The 13,099-nt window shown below is 73.7% G+C and carries 17 protein-coding genes; 7 read left to right on the forward strand and 10 right to left on the reverse strand.

The features are described 5' to 3' along the window. Positions 1-7: 7 nt before the first annotated feature. Positions 8-391: a hypothetical protein gene (locus OG607_RS01900; protein ID WP_405717862.1), complete on the forward strand. Its 384-nt coding sequence runs from the start codon at positions 8-10 to the stop codon at positions 389-391. On the opposite strand, the gene OG607_RS01905 is transcribed toward OG607_RS01900, so the two are convergent. From OG607_RS01905 to OG607_RS01920, 4 genes are read right to left on the reverse strand one after another with little or no spacing between them, the layout of a single operon-like run. Further along, positions 388-894 (reverse strand): metallophosphoesterase family protein, encoded by a 507-nt coding sequence (locus tag OG607_RS01905; RefSeq protein WP_405717865.1) that lies wholly within the window; start codon positions 892-894, stop codon positions 388-390. The genes OG607_RS01900 and OG607_RS01905 overlap by 4 nt on opposite strands. Before the next feature lie 55 nt (positions 895-949). Continuing rightward, positions 950-1,156, reverse strand: a complete 207-nt coding sequence (locus OG607_RS01910; protein ID WP_405717868.1) for a hypothetical protein — start codon at positions 1,154-1,156, stop codon at positions 950-952. A 24-nt stretch (positions 1,157-1,180) separates the two neighbouring features. After that, a complete protein-coding gene (locus OG607_RS01915; protein ID WP_405717870.1) occupies positions 1,181-1,417 on the reverse strand; it encodes a DUF397 domain-containing protein in 237 nt (78 codons plus the stop codon). Between the two features lie 6 nt (positions 1,418-1,423). Next, positions 1,424-2,287 (reverse strand): helix-turn-helix domain-containing protein, encoded by an 864-nt coding sequence (locus tag OG607_RS01920; protein WP_405717873.1) that lies wholly within the window; start codon positions 2,285-2,287, stop codon positions 1,424-1,426. A gap of 177 nt (positions 2,288-2,464) precedes the next feature. Between OG607_RS01920 and OG607_RS01925 the strand changes: the two genes are divergently transcribed. Together OG607_RS01925 and OG607_RS01930 are read left to right on the forward strand one after the other, a co-directional pair. After that, complete coding sequence (locus OG607_RS01925) at positions 2,465-2,932, forward strand: ATP-binding protein (RefSeq protein ID WP_405717875.1); 468 nt, start codon at positions 2,465-2,467, stop codon at positions 2,930-2,932. Positions 2,933-3,174: 242 nt separating this feature from the next. Beyond that, on the forward strand, positions 3,175-3,345 hold the full coding sequence (locus tag OG607_RS01930) for a hypothetical protein (protein WP_405717878.1): 171 nt from the start codon (positions 3,175-3,177) through the stop codon (positions 3,343-3,345). Positions 3,346-3,393: 48 nt separating this feature from the next. Here OG607_RS01930 and OG607_RS01935 read toward each other — a convergent pair whose 3' ends face one another. The 3 genes from OG607_RS01935 to OG607_RS01945 are packed head-to-tail and all read right to left on the reverse strand — an operon-like array spanning position 3,394 to position 4,670. After that, entirely contained in the window at positions 3,394-3,801 is a 408-nt protein-coding gene (locus OG607_RS01935; RefSeq protein WP_405717881.1) for a (2Fe-2S) ferredoxin domain-containing protein, read from the reverse strand. Further along, complete coding sequence (locus tag OG607_RS01940) at positions 3,798-4,187, reverse strand: PPOX class F420-dependent oxidoreductase (RefSeq protein ID WP_405717884.1); 390 nt, start codon at positions 4,185-4,187, stop codon at positions 3,798-3,800. The genes OG607_RS01935 and OG607_RS01940 overlap by 4 nt, the downstream gene beginning before the upstream one ends. A 9-nt stretch (positions 4,188-4,196) precedes the next feature. Next, a complete protein-coding gene (locus tag OG607_RS01945) occupies positions 4,197-4,670 on the reverse strand; it encodes a GNAT family N-acetyltransferase (RefSeq protein WP_405717887.1) in 474 nt (157 codons plus the stop codon). An 84-nt stretch (positions 4,671-4,754) separates the two neighbouring features. Here OG607_RS01945 and OG607_RS01950 point away from each other — a divergent pair, with 84 nt between their 5' ends. After that, positions 4,755-5,552 carry an exodeoxyribonuclease III gene (locus OG607_RS01950; RefSeq protein WP_405717889.1) on the forward strand — a complete coding sequence of 266 codons (798 nt, stop codon included), beginning with the start codon at positions 4,755-4,757 and terminating at the stop codon, positions 5,550-5,552. A gap of 68 nt (positions 5,553-5,620) precedes the next feature. Next, positions 5,621-5,899, forward strand: a complete 279-nt coding sequence (locus tag OG607_RS01955; RefSeq protein ID WP_405717892.1) for an STAS domain-containing protein — start codon at positions 5,621-5,623, stop codon at positions 5,897-5,899. A gap of 148 nt (positions 5,900-6,047) precedes the next feature. Here OG607_RS01955 and OG607_RS01960 read toward each other — a convergent pair whose 3' ends face one another. After that, positions 6,048-7,016: a sigma-70 family RNA polymerase sigma factor gene (locus OG607_RS01960; RefSeq protein WP_405717894.1), complete on the reverse strand. Its 969-nt coding sequence runs from the start codon at positions 7,014-7,016 to the stop codon at positions 6,048-6,050. A gap of 163 nt (positions 7,017-7,179) precedes the next feature. Between OG607_RS01960 and OG607_RS01965 the strand changes: the two genes are divergently transcribed. Further along, on the forward strand, positions 7,180-8,271 hold the full coding sequence (locus tag OG607_RS01965; RefSeq protein ID WP_405717897.1) for an MFS transporter: 1,092 nt from the start codon (positions 7,180-7,182) through the stop codon (positions 8,269-8,271). A gap of 77 nt (positions 8,272-8,348) precedes the next feature. Further along, a complete protein-coding gene (locus tag OG607_RS01970) occupies positions 8,349-9,827 on the forward strand; it encodes a glutamate synthase subunit beta (protein ID WP_405736476.1) in 1,479 nt (492 codons plus the stop codon). On the opposite strand, the gene OG607_RS01975 is transcribed toward OG607_RS01970, so the two are convergent. Both OG607_RS01975 and OG607_RS01980 read right to left on the reverse strand, forming a co-directional pair. Then, the gene (locus tag OG607_RS01975) at positions 9,796-10,011 is read right to left on the reverse strand and encodes a hypothetical protein (protein WP_405717899.1); all 216 of its coding nucleotides are present in this window, start codon (positions 10,009-10,011) and stop codon (positions 9,796-9,798) included. The two genes, OG607_RS01970 and OG607_RS01975, sit on opposite strands and share 32 nt — an antisense overlap. Then, positions 10,008-13,094 carry a DEAD/DEAH box helicase gene (locus OG607_RS01980; protein WP_405717902.1) on the reverse strand — a complete coding sequence of 1,029 codons (3,087 nt, stop codon included), beginning with the start codon at positions 13,092-13,094 and terminating at the stop codon, positions 10,008-10,010. The genes OG607_RS01975 and OG607_RS01980 overlap by 4 nt, the downstream gene beginning before the upstream one ends. Positions 13,095-13,099 lie beyond the last annotated feature (5 nt).

Below are 13,099 nucleotides of genomic sequence, written 5' to 3' on the forward strand. Positions count from 1 at the left end.
ACAGCTGATGAGCACTCCGCATGCACACACCCACGTCGACGTCCTGCTCTCGGCCTGCGACCGCAAGGACGCCGATGCCGTGTTCGGCACGCTGGAGACCGTCTTCCCGGACACCGCGGCCGGGCACGGCCCCACCAAGATCCGTACCCCCGACGCCGCCCTGTACGGCCACCCCACCGTGTGGTCCCTGGACGTCGACGCCTCCACCCACGGCGCCGGGACCGGCCCGGTACCGCTCGGCGCGCCGGTGACGGCGGACCTGTCGGGCGACCCGCACCATGTCCGGGAGGTCGAGCACGCCCTCGCCGAATCCTTCCGCGTCCAGGAGCGCACCAGCGTGTCCGGCGACCAGGAGCTGGACGTACGGCTGCGCCTCACCGGCCTGGGCTAGGGCCGGCGGGGCGGCAGGCGGTGCAGCCGGACCTCGGTGAGGGCGCCGCCCGAGGCCTGCGCGGTCAGGTAGGTGCAGTACGGCTGCCGCCTGCGGTCGGTGGGCGACCCGGGGTTGAGCAGCCGCAGGCCGCCGGGCGCGGTGGAGTCCCAGGGGATGTGGCTGTGCCCGAAGACAAGGACGTCCAGGTCGGGGAAGCGCTCGGCGCAGCGGTCCTCCCGTCCGGCGGCGGGGCCGGTCTCGTGGACGACGCCGAACCGCAGTCCGCCCAGTTCGGCCCGGGCCACCTCCGGCAGACGGGCACGCAGTGCGGGGCCGTCGTTGTTGCCGTGGACGGCGATCAGGCGCTTGGCGCGTGCCTGGACCAGGTCGAGGGTTGCCTCATCGACCCAGTCCCCGGCGTGGATCACGGCATCGGCGAGCGGGATCCGGTCGAGGAGTTCGGCCGGCAGCTGCCGCGCGCGCTTGGGCAGGTGCGTGTCGGAGATCAGGAGCAGGCGCACGGGGGCCACGGTAGTGGTTGCGGTGCGCCTGCGGCTGCCGGCCGTCGAGGGAGGGTCAGTCCACGTCGAGGGTGTCGGTGTAGAGGACGAACTCCACGAGGCCGTCCGCGGTGGTGCTGACGCTCGGCGGACGGGTGCGGGGGTAGCGGGAGGCGATGACGTCGGCGACACGGTGGGCGGTGGCGGCGTCGGTGGCGCAGATGCGCACGTGGGCGACGCCGGACTCGTGCGGTGGTCCGGGGTGTTCGGCGTGTTCGGGCATGGGGCTCCCCTGGTCGTGGGGTGGTCAGGACAGCAGGAAGTCGGCCTGGCCGGCCTTGGCGCCCTGGATGAACGTGGTGATCTCGTGGTTGGTGTAGATCAGGGCGGGCCCGTCGGGGTCGGTGGACTGCCGCAGGGCGATCCGGCCGTCGGCGAGCTTCATGGCCTCCACGCAGGAGCCTCCGTTGCCGCCGCTCCAGGGCTTGTACCAGCCCTCGGTGCCGAGGTCTCCGGCACGCATGCCGTTGTATATGTCCTGCATGTGCGGTCAGATCTCCTTGCGAACGCCATCGAGGATGGCTGCTGTGCTGTGTACGGGCGCGGCCTGCGCGCACATCCGGTCGAGGGCTTCGAGGAAGACCGTCACGTCGTCCCGTTCGTCCAGGTAGGCGGCGCCGACCAGGCTCTCGGTGAAGACGACATCTGGCAGTTCCCCGGTCTGGAACCTGAAGATGTGGAACGGGCCGTACATGGCGGGGTGCGGGCCGGCGGCGAAGGGCATGACCTGCAGGTGGACATGGGGCAGGGCGCAGGCCTGGATGAGGCGGTCCAGCTGGGCGCGCATGACGCCGGGGCCGCCGATGGGGCGGCGCAGCACGGTCTCGTCGATGACGGCCCACAGGACGGGGGCATCGGGCCGGCTGAGCAGGGTCTGGCGCTCCAGGCGCAGGGCGACGCAGCGCTCGATGTCCGGTTCGGGCAGGTGGGGGCGGCCTGCGCGCAGGACGGCGCGGGCGTAGTCCTCGGTCTGGAGCAGGCCGGGGACGTAGTGCGGCTCGTAGGCGCGGATGACGGCCGCCTCGCCTTCGAGGCTGACGAAGGCGCTGAACCAGCCCGGGAGGACGTCGCGGTAGCGGTGCCACCAGCCGGGCCGGTTGCCCTGGCGGGCGAGGGCGAGGAAGGCGCCGATCTCCTCGGGGCCGACCGCGTACAGGCGCAGCAGCTTCTCGACGTACGGGATCTTGAGGCCGGTCTCGGCCTTCTCCATGCGGCGGACGGTGGCGTGGGTGACGTCGAGGGCGCGGGCGGCTTCCTCGTAGGTCAGGCCGGCCTTCTCGCGCAGGTGCTGGAGCCGCCTGCCGAGGATGACGCGCAGCACGGTCGGGGCTCCGCCCGACCGCGGCTCAGACACGGCACTCCTCTCGCATGCCAGCAGTCTGCCACGCGCCGTGTGCAGCGGACAGCCTGTACAGAGAAATGTGCAATTTGCAGAATGCCTCTTGCCTAGCGTCGCTTGCGTGGCCATAGTGGCCTGTGTGACGCGGCTGTACCGAACCTGCCGAACCTCCGACGATGTCTGGAACGTCCCATGATGCTGCCGACAGCGCGAGAGCGACTGCTCCCGCTCACGGACAGCCGCCGGGATGTCCTCCGGCTTCCGGCCCAGGCCGCGTCCGTGGGCGTCGTCAGGCGGCAGGTCCGGGCGACACTGAGCCGCTGGGCACTGGACCGGGTGGGCGACGACGCCTGCCTGGTGGTCACCGAGCTGTTCACCAACGCCGTGCTGCACAGCGGCAGCGACCACGTGACGTGCGCGCTGTGGACCGGCGAGGGGCTGCTGCACATCGAGGTCACCGACCAGGGGGACCGGGCCGCCGGGCCGGCCATGCGCCGCGCTGGGGACGGCGAGGAGAACGGGCGCGGGCTCGTCCTCGTCAGCCATCTGGCGCAACAGTGGGGCGTGGTGCATCCCGGTTCCGGAGCGGGCCGGACCGTGTGGGCGGCGCTGGCCTGCGGCGGCGTACCCCTCCAGAAGGGCGCGCGGCGCGCGGGCTGATCTGTAATTGGCTGGTGGCGGATGCGTGACGGGCTTACGCTGGGTGGTGACGGAACGCCTCTCAGGGAACCACCGAAACCCCTCGGCCCGTCCCGGGAAGCGCCAGCCACCATGGCCGCCTGCCCGTTCCGCTTCCGGCGCCACCGCGTCAGCACAGCCCTTTCCCTTGCCCCACCGGGCTGTTCGACGCCCCGGTAGCGGCCGCGTCGGGCGTCCGGCTCACCCGACATGAGGAGTTCGCGGTGACACCCGAGAAGACCGAGCGCAAGCAGCTCCCGCCCGAATCCGCCGAACATCCGTCCCCGCAGCGGGACGTTCGCAACCTCGACGTGTGGGCGCGGTCCGCGCCGATCCGCCTGGCCGGTTACGAGGACGACCCGACCGAGTCGCACATCCTGCGCAGCGTGGACTGATCGCTGACCGGGGCCGTACGGGTGCGAGCACCCGTACGGCCCCGCTCGTTACCCTCGTTCCGCGCCGCCGCCGGGGAGTGCCTGCCGCACGCGTCGCGAGGGGCTGAAGGCGTACAGGTCGAGGATCCCGGGCGGGTCCGCGAGGCCCGGTCCCCCGGCGCCCACCCAGGCGGCGATGTCCTCGATGGCGTCGGCGTCGTTGACCAGGCCGAGCCAGACGGGGCGGCCGCCCGCGGCGCGGCCCTCGGCGGACGGCTGTACGACGATGACGTTGCCGTGCTCGCAGACGTCCAGGCACTCGGTGGCCCTGACCCGGGAGGCGCCCGCCAGGGCCTGCTTGAGGCGGGCCAGCTGGGCCGCGTGGTCGACGCCGGGGATTTTGGGCGTGCCGCAGCAGCAGCCACGGCAGACGCTCACGGTGCACCCGGAGGTCTGTGCGGGGACGCGACGGCTCACGTGAGGGTGATCCGTATGCCGACCGTGCCGTCCTTGCCGCGCCGGATCCGGCTGCCGAGCAGGGTGATCCGGCCGAGCAGGCCGTACTTGCGGGCGAGCAGCTCGCGGTAGTGGGCGGTCTGCTCCGTGGTCAGGATCTCGGCACGGCCCTGCGACTGCTCCCCCGACGGATTGCCGCGCACGTCGCAGGCGCTGACCAGGACGTCCGCGCGGTTGCGGATCCGCTTGACCTTGCCGGAGTCCGCGACCGTCCAGACGCCGAGGCTGTCGCCGTCACGGACCGCCCACACCGGGGTCGGCACGGTGCGGCCGTCCCGCCGGAAGGTCGTGATCAGCAGGTACTTGCCCGAGGCGAGCCGTTCCAGCTCACTGTGGTCATCCGTCATGGCGTCAGACTACGGGAGCGCCTTGCCGAGGCAGACGCTGTCCGGGTAGTCGCGGTAGTGGCCGAACTTGGTGATGTGGTCGTAGCCGCAGGACAGGTAGAGGGCGATCGCCTCGGGCTGCAGCGCGCCGGTCTCCAGCACCATGCGGGACCGGCCGGCCGCCGCGGCGTCCTCCTCCAGGCCGGCCAGGATCCGGCGGGCGAAGCCCCGCCCGCGGGCGCGGGACACCACGTACATCCGCTTGAGCTCGGCGTCGCCGTCGCTGAAACCCTCCGGGGAGGCGTCCTGGGCACGCCAGCCGCCGGTGGCGACCGGGTCGCCGTCGAGGTAGCCGACGAGGAACGCGCCACGCGGCCGGTCGAAGTCGGCGGGGTCCATGGGGGTCGCATCGGGGTCGCCGTAGCGCTCGACGTACTCCAGCTGCACCTGCTCGGTGAGCTTGATCGCGTCGGGATGGTCGTAGGGAGTCAGTCGGATTTCCACCGTCACATGGTACGGATGTATGCATAGGCCCTGGTCGGGGGCCGGTCGTCGGGCACGGTCCGGGGGGCCGGTATCGTCCCCGGCATGCTCACCGTGACCACCGTGAACGTGAACGGGCTGCGCGCCGCGGCCAAGAAGGGCTTCGTGCCCTGGCTGGAGGCGACCGCAGCCGATGTGGTGTGCCTGCAGGAGGTGCGGGCCGAGCCCGGGCAACTGCCCGGTGAGGTGCGGGAGCCCGACGGCTGGCACGTGGTGCACGCCCCGGCCGCCGCGAAGGGCCGCGCGGGTGTCTCGGTGTACTCCCGGCGGGAGTTCGAGCGGGTGCGGATCGGCTTCGGCTCGGACGAGTTCGACGCCTCCGGGCGGTATGTGGAGGTCGACCTGCCGGGTGTGACGGTCGCCAGCCTCTATCTGCCCTCGGGAGAGGTAGGAACGGAGCGGCAGTCGGAGAAGGAACGCTTTTGCAAGGAGTTCCTGGCCTATCTCAGTTCGCTGCGCGCCCAGGCGGAGACCGGCAGCCGTGAGGCGGTGGTGTGCGGCGACTGGAACATCGCCCACCGCGAAGCCGACCTGAAGAACTGGAAGTCCAACACCAAGAAAGCCGGATTCCTCCCCGAGGAGCGGGCCTGGCTCTCCCGGGTCTACGACGAGGCGGGCTACGTCGACGTGATGCGCCGGCTGCACCCCGAGGTCGCGGGCCCGTACTCGTGGTGGTCGTACCGGGGCCGGGCCTTCGACAACGACGCCGGCTGGCGGATCGACCTGCAGGTGGCCACCCCCGGGCTGGCCGGGCGCGCCGTCTCCGCGGTGGTCGAGCGGGCGGCGAGCCACGAGGAGCGCTGGTCCGACCACGCACCGGTGACCGTCGTCTACGACGTGTAGGGCCTGTCCGGGGCGCGGTGCTCGCAGGCCCGGCGATGAGTTCCGGGCCGCCGGGCCGTCCTCTTTTCGTGGACACACTCGTGCTGGCCATCGGTCCCTCGCTCGCGCCCGCCGACGCGGCGCGGCTCGGCGCGCGGCTGCGCGCCCTGCCGCGCGGCACGGTGGTGGTGTGCGACGTGAGCGCGCTGACCGAGCCGGATCTCGCCGCCGTGGAGGCGCTGGCCAGGCTGCGGCTCGCGGCGGGCCGGGGCGGGCACCGGGTGGTACTGCGCGGGGCGTCGGCGCGGCTGCGGGAGCTGCTGGCGCTGACGGGGCTGGAGGGGGTGCTGCCGCCAGGGCCCTTCTGATGGATCTCCGTGGGGAAGGAGCGGGGTCTGGTGCCTGCGATCGCAAGGCGCCGGAGCGCCCACAGGGTGGTTTCCTGTGGGCGTTTCGGCAACGCCGCGAGCGCTGGTGCCAGGGCACGCGACGCCACGGAGATCCATCAGAAGGGCCCTAGGGGGCGAGCCGGGCGGGGAGGCCGAAGAGGGGGAAGAGGCGGTCGGTGTCGAGGAAGGCGTTGAGCCCGGTGATGCGGCCGTCTGAGATGTCGATGACCTGCACTGCCCAGGGCACGCCGCCGGGCCGGTACTGGGCGAAGGCGGGCGCGCCGTTGGCGGTGAGCGGGAGCAGGCGGGAGCCGCGGCAGCCGATGCCGGTGCCCAGGAACCAGGCGCGTATCTCCTCGGGGCCGCGCAGCCACAGCTCGTAGGGGGGCATGGACAAGGTGGCGTCCTCGTGGAGGAGCGCGGTGAGGGCGTCCAGGTCGTAGCGCTCGAAGGCGTCGACATAGCGGGCCAGCAGCGAGCGCTGCGCTTCGTCCATCGGCCGCACGGGGTCGCTGACGGGGACCTCGCCGCCGGCCGAGAGCGTCGCGCGGGCGCGCTGCAGGGCGCTGTTGACGGAGGCCACCGAGGTGTCGAGGAGCTCGGCGACCTCGCTCGCCTTCCAGGCCAGGACCTCGCGCAGGATCAGCACCGCGCGCTGCCGGGGCGCGAGCCGCTGCAGCGCGGCGATGAGGGCCAGGCGTACGGACTCGCGGGCGACGGCCTGGTCGGCCGGGTCGCCGCCGGACTCCAGGACGCGGCCGTCGGGGACGGGGCCGATCCAGGTGGCCTCGGGGAGCCCGGCGTCGATGGGCGTGGCGGCCGTCGAGGGGGAGGCCAGGTCCATGGGGCGGGCGCGGCGCTGGCTGCTCTTGGCCATGTCCAGGCAGACGTTGGTCGCGATGCGGTACAGCCACGACCGCACGCTCGCCCGCCCCTCGAAGCGGTCGAAGCCGCGCCAGGCCCGCACCAGCGTCTCCTGGACGGCGTCCTCGGCCTCGAAGGCCGAGCCCAGCATCCGGTAGCAGTAGGCGGTCAGCTCCACCCGGTGCCGCTCCAGCCGGAGCGCTGTGTCGTTTTCCGCCGTGAGCTCGCTCATCGAGGACCGTCCCTTCACCTTCCCCCGACGCTACCGGAGGGGACTGACAACGGCCGGGATGACGCCGTACGCTTCCCGTATGACATGGCGACATTGACCTTCCCCCCGGCCCGGGTCACGGCTCGCGCGCAGGCTGTACGCGTACGCGTTCCTCGACGACTTCGTGCTGCTCTACCCGGTCTACGCGGTGCTCTTCGCCGAGACCGGGCTCTCCCCCGCCGAGATCTCCTCGCTCTTCGCCATCTGGTCGGTCACCGGCTTCGCACTTGAGGTGCCGTCCGGGCTGTGGGCCGACATCTACTCGCGCAGGCGGCTGCTGGCCGTCGCGCCCGTGCTGCCCGCCGCCGGATACGCGCTGTGGACCTTCCTGCCGTCGTATCCGTCCTTCGCCGCCGGCTTCGTGCTCTGGGGTGCGGGCAGCGCGCTGCGCTCGGGCACCCTGCAGGCCCTGGTGTACGAGGAGCTGTCGCGCACCGGCGCCCAGGACTCGTACGCCCGTCTGATCGGGCGCTCGCAGGCCGCCGGTACGACGGCGGTCCTGGCGGCGACCGCGCTGGCCGCTCCCGTGCTGGCGGCGGGCGGCTACCGGACACTGGGCGTGGCCAGTGCGGCCGTGGCGCTGCTCGGGGTGCCGGTGGCGCTGGCACTGCCGGAGTCCCGGGGCGCCGGAAGGCGCGATCCGGGCCGGGGTTACGGGGCGGTGCTGCGGGAGGGGCTCGGCGAGGTGCGGGGCACGCCGGGCGTGTGGCGGGGTCTGCTACTGGTGGCGGCGCTGTCGGGGTTCGACGCGATGGACGAGTACGTTCCGCTGCTGGCCCGCTCCACCGGGGTCGGGGAGGCCGTGGTGCCGGTGCTGGTGCTGCTGGTCACCTCGGGGGTGACGGCGGGCGGTCTGCTGGCCGGGCGCGGCCAGGGGCGGGCGGGGCCGTTGCTGGCGCTGGCCGCGGGCTGCCTCGCGGCGGGGGCGGTGAGCGGCCGGCCGGCGGGGATGGTGCTGGTGGCGGTGGCGTTCGGCATCTTCCAGTGGGCGATCGCGGCGGCCGACGCGCGCCTGCAGGGCCGGATCGCGGACGGCTCGCGGGCGACGGTGACCTCCATGGCCGGTTTGGGTACGGAGGTGGTGGCCGTCGTGATCTTCGCGGGCTACGCCGCCGGCTCCCGGTGGTCGGGTCCGGGCCCGCTGTTCGCGCTGGCCGCGGTGCCGTACGTGGTCGTGGCGGCTGCCCTGTGGCGGCCCGGGCGGGGCCGGGACTGACCGTGCCCCCGCCCGTCGAAATCCGGCCATCTGCGACGTATCGTGGCAAGGAGATGCCGCCAGTGCTGGAGGCCGCCGTGGCCGACCCGAAGGGCTTTCTCAAGACCCCCCGCCGCACCTGGCCCCGCCGCCCGGTCCAGGACCGGGTGTGGGACTGGAACGAGGTGTACGAGGGGCAGGCGCTGCTGCCGATCATCGGTGCGCAGGCGGACCGGTGCATGGACTGCGGCATCCCGTTCTGCCACGACGCGTGCCCGCTGGGGAATCTGATCCCGGAGTGGAACGACCTGGTGTCCCGGGACGACTGGGAGGCGGCCAGCCACCGGCTGCACGCCACCAACAACTTCCCGGAGTTCACCGGGCGGCTGTGCCCGGCGCCCTGCGAGTCGGGCTGCGTACTGGCGATCAACGCGGATCCGGTGACGATCAAGAATGTCGAGGCGGCGATCGCCGACGCCGCCTGGCAGCGCGGCTTCGTCCCGCCCCGGCCCCCCGAACGCATGTCGGGGCGGACGGTGGCGGTCATCGGATCGGGCCCTGCCGGGCTGGCCTGCGCGCAGCAGCTGACCCGGGCCGGGCACACGGTGACGGTGTACGAACGGGCGGACCGGCTCGGCGGGCTGCTGCGCTACGGGATACCGGAGTTCAAGATGGAGAAGCACCATCTGGACCGCCGGCTGGGGCAGATGCGCGCTGAGGGCACCCGGTTCCGTACGAACGCAGACGTGGGAGGCACCGTCGACGCTGCCGCGCTCCGGCTGCGCCACGACGCCCTGGTGGTCGCGATCGGCGCCCACTCGATGCGTGAACTCCCCGTTCCCGGACGTGACCTGACGGGCATTCACCAGGCGATGGAGTACCTCCCGCTGGCCAACCGGGTGTGCGACGGCGACCTAGCCGCGTCCCCGGTCACCGCCGAGGGCAAGGACGTGGTGATCGTCGGCGGCGGCGACACCGGCGCCGACTGCCTGGGCACCGTACTGCGGCAGCACGCGGCCTCGGTCGTCCAGCTGGACATCAACCCCCGTCCCGGCGAGGACCGGGCGGAGCACGAGCCGTGGCCGGTGTATCCCAAGGTCTACCGGGTGTCCCCGGCGCACGAGGAGGCCCGGGAGCTGGGCGGGGCGGGAACCGACATACGGATGTTCTCGGCGTCCACGCTGCACTTCACCGGCGACGCCGCCGGGCGGGTGAGCGCGCTGCGGCTGTCCGAGGTCGAGGCGCGCGGGCGCACGCCCCTGCCGGGGACCGAGCGGGTGATCCCGGCCCAGCTGGTGCTGCTGGCGCTGGGGTTCGACGGCGTGGAGCGGGGCGGGGACCTGATCGGCGGGCTCGGGATCCGGCTGAGCGCGCGAGGCACGATCGCACGCGACGCGGACTTCGCCACCGGCACCGACGGGGTGTTCGTGGCGGGCGACGCGGGGCGGGGGCAGTCCCTCGTCGTCTGGGCGATCGCGGAGGGCCGCTCGGCCGCGGCTGCCGTGGACCGCTGGCTGATGGGCGCCACCGAGCTTCCGGTGCCGATCAGCCCTCAGGACCGTCCGCTTGTCGTGTGAAGGCGTCGTACGCCGGGCGCAGCACGGCCGCCAGGTCCCGGCCCCGCACCGTGATGCCGGAGGGGCCGAGGCGGCGCGGGGCGGGATCCGGGGGGCCGGGGTCCCGGTCGGGCGGGAGGTCGGCGGCGCAGGTCCAGAAGTCGTCCAGGCAGTCGGCGAGCGGCCGGAGGTGCGGTTCCGTCACAGCGCGGGCTCCTCGTCTTCGTCAGCCGACAGCTCCACCAGTTCGCGCAGTTCCTCGGTGGACAGCTCGGTCAGCCACTGCTCGCCCTCGCCGACGACCGCGCCGGCGAGGTTGCGCTTGGCCTCGATCATCACGTCGATCCGCTCCTCGATGGTGCCCGCGCACACGAATTTGCGAACCTGTACGTTCCTTCGCTGGCCGATCCGGAAGGCGCGGTCGGTGGCCTGGTCCTCGACGGCCGGGTTCCACCAGCGGTCGAGGTGGATGACATGGGCGGCGGCGGTGAGGTTGAGGCCGGTGCCGCCCGCCTTGAGGGAGAGCAGGAAGACCGGTGGCCCGGCGCTCTCCTGGAAGCGGGCGGTCATCGCGTCGCGGGCGGCCTTGGGGACGCCGCCGTGCAGGAAGAGCACCTCGCGGCCGAGCCGCCGCGCGAGGTGGCCCTGCAGGAGGCGGCCGAACTCCGCGTACTGGGTGAAGCACAGCACCTTGTCGCCCTCGGCGAGGGCTTCGGCGAGGATCTCCTCCAGGCGTTCCAGCTTGCCGGAGCGCCCGGTGAGCCGCGCCGCCCCGGCACCCTCGTCGTACCGCTCGTGCAGGAACTGCGCCGGGTGGTTGCAGATCTGCTTGAGCTTGGTGAGCGTGGACAGCACGATGCCCTTGCGCTCGATGCCCCGGCTCTCGGCGATGCGGGCGAGCATGTCGGCGACGGCGGCCCGGTAGAGGCCGGCCTGTTCGGTGGTGAGGCCGCACAGGACGGTCATCTCCAGCTTCTCGGGCAGGTCGCGGGCGATGGCGGGATCGTTCTTGAGGCGGCGCAGCACGAAGGGGCGGGTGCGGCGCTGCAGGGCGGCGGCGGCCGCGCTGTCGCCGTCGCGCTCGATGGGGATGGAGTGGCGTTCCTTGAAGCGGGCGGCCGAGCCGAACAGGCCGGGGTTGGCGAAGTCCAGGACGGCGTGCAGTTCGGCGAGCCGGTTCTCCACCGGGGTGCCGGTCAGCGCGATCCGGTGGGCGGCGGGCAGCGAGCGGACGGCCCTGGCCTGGCGGGTGGCGGAGTTCTTGATGTGCTGGGCCTCGTCGGCGACGACCCGCCGCCAGTGGATGGCGCGCAGGGCCTCGGCGTCGCGCTCGGCGAGTCCGTACGTGGTGATGACCAGGTCGGCGGCCGGCGCGGCCTGCCTCAGCGCGTCCCCGGCAAGGCGCTGCGGCCCGTGGTGGACGTACACGCGCAGCATCGGCGCGAATCGCGCGGCCTCCCGCTGCCAGTTGCCGACCACCGACATCGGGCAGACCAGCAGGTTGGGGGCGGTGGCGCCTTCGGCGTGCTCGGCGGCGAGCAGGGCGAGGGTCTGCACGGTCTTGCCGAGCCCCATGTCGTCGGCCAGGACGGCGCCGAGGCCGAGCCGGGTCATGAACGCCAGCCAGGCCAGGCCGCGTTCCTGGTAGGGGCGCAGAGCGGCGCCGAATCCGGCGGGCAGCGGCACCGGCTGCGGCTCGGCGGAGCCCGAGAGCAGGCCGCCGAGCAGGCCGTCCGCACTGACCCCGGCCACCGGGAGGCCGCCCGCCGTCGCGTCGGGCTCCAGGGCGACGCGCAGCACCTCGCCGGCGGCCATGGTGCCGCTCCCCCGGCGTTCCAGGAAGGCCAGCGCGGCGGCGATCCGGGCCGGGTCGACCTCGGTCCACTGTCCGCGCAGCCGCACCAACGGCTGCTTGGCCGCGGCCAGTTCGGTCAGCTCCGCCTCGGTCAGCGGGGCGTCGCCGATGGCGGCCCGCCAGCGGAAGTCGACGATCCGGTCCCGGTCCAGCAGGCTCCGGTCGTGTACCAGGCCCGGCTGGACCGCCCGTGCGGTCAGGGTCAGGCCGAACCGGGCCGGGCGCTGCCACCAGGCCGGCAGCAGCAGCGCGTACCCGGCGGCGGTCAGGGCCGGACCGGCGTCGCGCAGGAAGGCCAGCGCCCCGGCCCGGTCCAGGCCCAGAGCGGCCGGGCGGGAGGAGCGCAGGGCCTCGCGCAGCGGCGGCCACAGGCGGGCCGCGCGTACGAGGCCGTCGTGGAGGGCGTCCGCCGGGCGCGGGGCCTTGCGCTCCAGGGTGCTCAGCGCGGGCCCGGGCTCCCACAGGGCATCGGCGGTGACCATCAGGGACGGCTCGTCGGCGGCCTGGAGCAGGAACTCCAGCCTCCAGTCGTCCAGTTCGGGGCCCTGCGGCTCGCGGAGCCGGAAGCAGACGCGCAGCGGCTCGCCCTCGCCGGGCGACGACTCGGACCGGTGCCAGGCGGTGAGCCGCTCCCCCAGTCCGGCGACCAGTCCGGCGACCTCGGCCCCGACCCTTCCGTCGGCCGTGCCCAGCGCGCTCACCCAGGCCTCCGCCGCGCCGTCCGGGCGCCGCGCCCTGCCCGGGCGCAGCAGCGGCGGCTCGTCCTCCAGGACCGCGCGGGCCTCGCAGTCCACCAGCACGTCCAGCAGATCCGCCACCAGCTCCCCGGCAGCCCTACCGTCCGGGTGGCCACCACTGCGCTCGGCCCGGGCCACCGGCGGGGTCGCCGCCGTCAGCTCCCGCGTCTCCCGCCACCCGTCGGCATCCGGCGCCGGCCGCCAGCGCGCGTACGGCCGCCCGTCCTGCGTGGTCAGCCCCGGCAGCACCTGACCGCGCCCCACCATGCGCCACGCCAGGTCGTGGACGGCGGTCAGCCAGCGCAGCGAAGCCCCGTACGGCACGTCCACCGGCCCCTGCGCGGGCAGCTGCGTCGGCAGGAACGGCTTCCCCGGTGCGTACAGCTCGCCCAGCAGCTGCGCCGCCTCCCCGGGTTCGAGCAGCAGCGACGGCACCTGCCACGGCGCGAGCGTCACCGCCCGGCGCGGTCCGTCGGCGGTACGGCCGAGCTCGGGCGACGGCAGCAGGGCGCCGTTCTGCGTCGGCAGGAGCAGCGTGGTCTCGCCCGCGGCGGCCTTGGTCATCAGCCACTCCAGGCCGGGCCCCGTGCCGCCGATCAGCTCCGCGACCTGCGGCGGCGGCAGGAGGGATGCCTCCGCCTCCGCCCACAGCGCGAGGCGCCGGTCCGCTCTCCACACGGCGTGCAGGGCGAACATTGCGG

The organism is Streptomyces sp. NBC_01537 (assembly GCF_045040445.1).
Lineage (GTDB): Bacteria > Actinomycetota > Actinomycetes > Streptomycetales > Streptomycetaceae > Actinacidiphila.